General features: G+C 69.4%; 6 protein-coding genes and 1 pseudogene. 6 read left to right on the top strand and 1 reads right to left on the bottom strand.

The features are described from left to right. The 6 genes and pseudogenes from ACIQ6S_RS14100 to folE2 all read left to right on the top strand — a co-directional run. A pseudogene (locus ACIQ6S_RS14100) lies at nt 1-173 on the top strand (elongation factor P); the annotation flags it as partial. 96 nt (nt 174-269) lie between these two features. Further along, nucleotides 270-1616, top strand: coding sequence for a TRZ/ATZ family hydrolase (locus tag ACIQ6S_RS14105; protein WP_397608904.1), 1347 nt, complete (start codon nt 270-272; stop codon nt 1614-1616). Next, nucleotides 1613-2344, top strand: coding sequence for a bifunctional 2-polyprenyl-6-hydroxyphenol methylase/3-demethylubiquinol 3-O-methyltransferase UbiG (ubiG, locus tag ACIQ6S_RS14110; protein WP_397608905.1), 732 nt, complete (start codon nt 1613-1615; stop codon nt 2342-2344). The genes ACIQ6S_RS14105 and ubiG overlap by 4 nt, the downstream gene beginning before the upstream one ends. Then, on the top strand, nt 2341-3003 hold the full coding sequence (gph, locus tag ACIQ6S_RS14115) for a phosphoglycolate phosphatase (protein ID WP_397608906.1): 663 nt from the start codon (nt 2341-2343) through the stop codon (nt 3001-3003). The genes ubiG and gph overlap by 4 nt, the downstream gene beginning before the upstream one ends. Further along, nucleotides 3000-3818: a hypothetical protein gene (locus ACIQ6S_RS14120; RefSeq protein ID WP_397608907.1), complete on the top strand. Its 819-nt coding sequence runs from the start codon at nt 3000-3002 to the stop codon at nt 3816-3818. The genes gph and ACIQ6S_RS14120 overlap by 4 nt, the downstream gene beginning before the upstream one ends. A gap of 55 nt (nt 3819-3873) precedes the next feature. Further along, complete coding sequence (gene folE2, locus ACIQ6S_RS14125) at nt 3874-4827, top strand: GTP cyclohydrolase FolE2 (protein WP_397608908.1); 954 nt, start codon at nt 3874-3876, stop codon at nt 4825-4827. A 30-nt stretch (nt 4828-4857) separates the two neighbouring features. Here the strand turns inward: folE2 and yidD are convergent, their stop codons facing one another. Continuing rightward, nucleotides 4858-5067, bottom strand: coding sequence for a membrane protein insertion efficiency factor YidD (gene yidD, locus ACIQ6S_RS14130; RefSeq protein ID WP_298339820.1), 210 nt, complete (start codon nt 5065-5067; stop codon nt 4858-4860). Nucleotides 5068-5158: the final 91 nt, after the last annotated feature.

The raw sequence follows: 5158 nt of genomic DNA on the forward strand, positions 1-5158 counted from the left end.
AGCTCAAAATCGTCGAGACCGACCCGGGCGTCCGTGGCGACACCTCGGGCGGCGGTGGCAAGCCGGCCAAGCTGGAAACCGGCGCGGTCGTGCGCGTGCCGCTTTTCGTCGGCCAGGACGAAATCATCAAGGTCGACACCCGCACCGGTGAGTACGTCAGCCGCGTCAAGTAATCGCGTACGCCAGCCTCTGGCGTCATCGCCCCGCCACGGCGGGGCCTTCATCCTTGCGGCGCGCCCTCACCGGCGCGCCGCAGCCTTATCCGGGGAATGAATGTGCTGGAACCCTGCGACCTGTTGATCGAAGCCGGCCACGTCGTGCCGGTAGTGCCGAAAGGCGCTGTGCTCGCCGACCATGCCGTCGCGGTCAAGGACGGCCGCATCCTCGCCGTGCTGCCGCGCGCCGAGGCGCGCGCCCGCTTCCTGCCCGCGGAGATCGTGTCGCGGCCGGAGGCCGCGCTGATCCCGGGCCTCGTCAACATCCACACCCACAACCCCATGACCCTGCTGCGCGGCGTGGCGGACGACCTGCCGCTGATGCCTTGGCTGCAGGAGCACATCTGGCCGATCGAGGGTGCGGTGATGGGCCCGGACTACATCGCCGATGGCATCGAACTGGCCGTCGCCGAAATGCTCCGAGGTGGCACCACCACCTGCAACGAGAACTACTTCTTCCCCGACGTGCAGGCGCAGACCTACAAGCGCCTCGGTTTCCGCGCCACCGTGGGCCTGCCGGTCATCGAGTTTCCGTCGCCCTGGGCCAAGACCACCGCCGAGTACTTCGACAAGGCCCTCGAGGTTTACGACGCCTGGCGCACCGATCCGCTGATCCGCTTCGCCTTTGCGCCGCACGCACCGTACACGGTGTCGGACGCCAGCTTCGAACGCATCGGTATGCTCTCGGCGCAGCTCGACATCCCCATCCACTGCCATGTCCACGAGACGGCGCAGGAGATCACCGATTCGCAGGCGCAGCACGGCCAGCGTCCGCTGGCGCGGCTGGATCGGCTCGGCATCGTCGATTCGCGCCTGATCGCCGTGCACATGACCCAGCTCACCGAGGGCGAGATCAAGCTGTGCGCGGAGCGCGGCGTCCACATCGCCCACTGCCCGCAGTCGAACCTCAAGCTCGCCTCGGGCTTCTGCCCGGTCGAGGCCCTGCGCACTGCCGGGGTCAACGTGGCCATCGGCACCGACGGCTGCGCCAGCAACAACGACCTCGACATGTTCGAGGAAACCCGGCACGCCGCGCTGCTGGCCAAGGCCGTGGCCGGCGACGCGCGGGCACTCGACGCCGCCTCGGCGCTCGAGGCCGCGACGCTGGCCGGCGCCAAGGCCCTCGGCCGCGACGACGAGATCGGCTCGATCGAAGCGGGCAAGCAGGCGGATCTGGCGCTCGTGGATCTCGGCGAGCTCGAACTGCAGCCCTGCTACCACGTGATCTCGCACCTGATCTACGTGGCCACGCGTCACCAGGTCAGCGACGTCTGGATCGCTGGGCGGCCCAAGCTCCGTGATCGCCGACTGATCGACATCGACGTGGAGGCCTTGAAGGCGAAGGCGAAGCAGTGGGCGCGTCGGATCGCCGACATCCCGCGGCCGGGGAGCCCGGCATGAGCGCGCCCGTGGCCCCAGCCAACGTCAATCCAGCCGAAGTGGCCAAGTTCTCCGCGCTCGCGAACCGCTGGTGGGACCCGGACGGCCCGCAGGCACCGTTGCACGTGCTGAATCCCGCGCGCCTCGGCTACGTGTCGGCGCGCCAGCCGCTGCGCGGTGCTCGCGTGCTGGACGTCGGATGCGGCGGCGGCCTGCTCAGCGAGGCCATGGCACGCGAGGGCGCTCGCGTCCTCGGTCTCGACCTCTCGCCCGAGTTGATCGACATCGCCAAGCTGCATCGTCTGGAGTCGACGCAGGGCGGAGCGATCCTCGACCTCGACTACCGCGTGCAGGCGGTCGAAGCACTGGCCGACGCCGAACCCGCCAGCTTCGACGCCATCACCTGCATGGAAATGCTCGAGCACGTGCCGGAACCGGGAAGCATCCTCGAGGCCTGCGCGCGGCTGCTGAAGCCGGGCGGGCGACTGTTCGTCTCCACCATCAACCGCACGCCGGCCGCCTTCGCGCTCGCCATCGTCGGGGCGGAGTACGTCGCTGGCCTGCTGGCGAAGGGCACCCACGACTACCGCAGCTTCATCAAGCCCTCGGAAATCACGCGCGTTCTCCGCGCCGTGGGCCTCGACGTCGAGGACGCGAGCGGCCTGCATTACGACCCGCTGCGCAAGTCGGCCAGGGTCGCGCCGGGCACCCGCGTGAACTACCTCCTGTCGGCACGGAAGCCCGGATGACGTTCCGCGCCGTGCTGTTCGACCTCGATGGCACCCTCGCCGACACCGCGCCCGACCTGATCGCCGCGGTGAACCGTATCCTCGCCGAGGAATCGAGGCCGCCGCTGCCGGAGTCGGCGTTGCGACCACTGGTCTCGAAGGGGGGGCGTGCCCTCCTGGCACGCGCCTTCGCCGACCTGAGCGAAGAAGCTCGAGAGCCGTTGCTGCCGCGCTTCCTCGCCGCCTACGCCGAAGCCCTTGCAGTGCACACGCGGCCGTTCGAAGGCATCGAGCTCCTGCTCGCTGACATCGAAGCCCGCGCTTGGCCGTGGGGCATCGTCACCAACAAGCCGGAAGGCCTCGCGGTCGGCGTGGTGGCGGGCCTAGGCTGGTCGACGCGTTCGAAGGCCCTGGTGGGCGGCGACACGCTGCCGGTCCGGAAGCCGGCGCCGGAACCGCTCTGGCTGGCCGCCTCGCATCTCGGTGTCCCTCCCGAGGCCTGCCTCTACGTCGGCGACGACGCCCGCGACATCGAAGCGGCGAAGGCGGCGGGCATGCCCAGCGTCGCTGCCCTGTGGGGCTATCGCGAAGCGCACGAGGACCCTCGCGCCTGGGGCGCGACGGTCGATTGCGTCGACGCCGAAGCGATGCGCCGTTGGCTGGGCGGGCAGGGCGCATGAGTCCCGCGTCGCTCGACGAAGGGCTGCGTGCCGCTTTCGCCAAGGCCGAGGCACGGGAGCCGATCCACCGCGCCGCCGCCGGTTTCGTGCCGATGGAATCGCGCATCGTGTTCATGGCCTGGGTGGCCCTGCTCGAGGAGTTGCGGGAGTGCGTGTTTGAGCTCTCGGACCCCCGCGTCACGGCAGTGAAGTCAGGATGGTGGGCCGAGGAACTCGATGGCGTTTCCCGAGGTGCGGCACGGCATCCGCTCACCCGCGTGCTCGTGCGCAGCGGCGGCCCTTGGGCCGGCATCGGCGATGCCCTCTTGGCCGTGGCCAGTGACGATGCGCCGTCGGCTGACCTCGACGCGACCATCGCGGCCCTCCGTCCGCTCGCCGAGGCTCTGGTCCGCGTTGAAGCGCACCTGTTCGGCGCCGAGCCCGGCATCGAAGCCCAGGCCCGCAGCCTCGTCGTGCACTGGCTGCGGCTTCGGCTCGAACGCGGCCTCGAGGCGAGCGACCGCGGCCGCGTGCCACTCGCGATGTTCGCCCGCCATGGCCTTCGCCGTGACCAGCTGGCCGGCACGGAGGCCGACGCCCTTCGTCGTGACTGGGCGATGCAGTTGCATGACGCCTTGCCCATCGCGTCGCCGCAGGGTTGGGCGTATCCCCGTCTCATCGGGTTGCACACCGATCGCCGCGCGCTCCACTGCGCGGCGGAAGGTCGGGGCGCGTCCCGCGGCATCACCACGGGCTTCTTCGAGGTGTGGCAGGCGTGGCGTTGTGCCCGCAACGCTGCATTGCGGGTCGAACCTCCGGCCACCCACACGACTTGACGTACGCTGCACCCGCACCCACTTAGGGTGCCTGTCTTTCCCGACCGGACCCCCCATGTCCCCGACCCGCGAAAACGTCGTCCGCATCATGCCGGACATCGCCAACGACGCCCGCCCCGCGACAGCTGGCCAACTCGCCTGGGTAGGCATGGGCGAGATCGAGGCCCCGGTGCGCGTCGCCACCGCCGGCGCCGAGTCGGTCGCCGTGCCGGCCCGCATCAAGGCCTTCGTCAACCTGCATCGCGCCGACGTGCGCGGCATCCACATGTCGCGCCTGTACCTGCACCTCGACCGCCATCTGGCCGCCGAACCCCTGAGTGCGAACAGCCTGCGCCGTCTGCTTCGTGACTTCCTCGATTCGCATGCCGACCTGTCGGATCGCGCGATGGTCGAGATCCGTTTCGACCACCTGCTGCGCCGCAAGGCATTGGTGAGCGACAACACCGGCTGGAAGGCCTACCCGGTGACCCTGATCGCCACCCTCGACCGCACGGGTTTCGAGCTCGAACTCGGCGTGCAGGTGGCCTACTCAAGCACCTGCCCGTGCTCGGCGGCCTTGGCGCGCCAGCTCATCCAGGAGCAGTTCCGCAACGACTTCGCCGCCGGTGGACCGGTCGATGCCGATGCGGTGCTGCGTTGGTTGGGTTCGGAACAGGGCATCGTTGCGACGCCACACAGCCAGCGCAGCCACGCCGACGTCAAGGTGCGGCTGGCGTCGAACGTGAGCGAGCTGCCGATCGTCGACCTCGTCGATCGCATCGAAGGGTCCCTCAAGACGCCCGTGCAGACCGCCGTGAAGCGCGAGGACGAGCAGGCCTTCGCACGACTCAACGGCCAGAACCTGATGTTTTGCGAAGACGCCGCTCGCCGGATGCAGTCGGCCCTCCAGACTGACGAGCGCATCGCCGACTTCTGGCTGCGCGCCTCGCATTTCGAAAGCCTGCACGCCCACGATGCCGTTGCGGTAGCCGTGAAGGGCGTCGAAGGCGGCTACGGTCCCCGAGGCTGAGGTTCCCGCGGGAAAACGACCCGGGGCGCCTCAGGGCACCGGGTCGATGCCCCCCGGATGCAGCGGGTGGCAGCGGCAGACGCGCTTCGTGCCCAACCACACCCCCTTGGCCGTGCCGTGCTTCTGCACGGCCTCGTACATGTACATGGAACACGTGGGGTGGAAGCGGCAGTGCTGGCCCAGCAAGGGGCTGATGAAGCGCTTATAGCCGCGCAGGCTGGCGAGGACGAAGCGCTTCAAGTTCGGACTTCCGCGAGACGGCGGGTTGCCCCGCTGGGGCCGAAAGGCTATAACACGCCGCCGCAACGGCTCAACGACCCAGAGGAACCTC

The sequence above is a fragment of the Silanimonas sp. genome (assembly GCF_044377035.1).
Classification (GTDB): domain Bacteria; phylum Pseudomonadota; class Gammaproteobacteria; order Xanthomonadales; family Xanthomonadaceae; genus Silanimonas.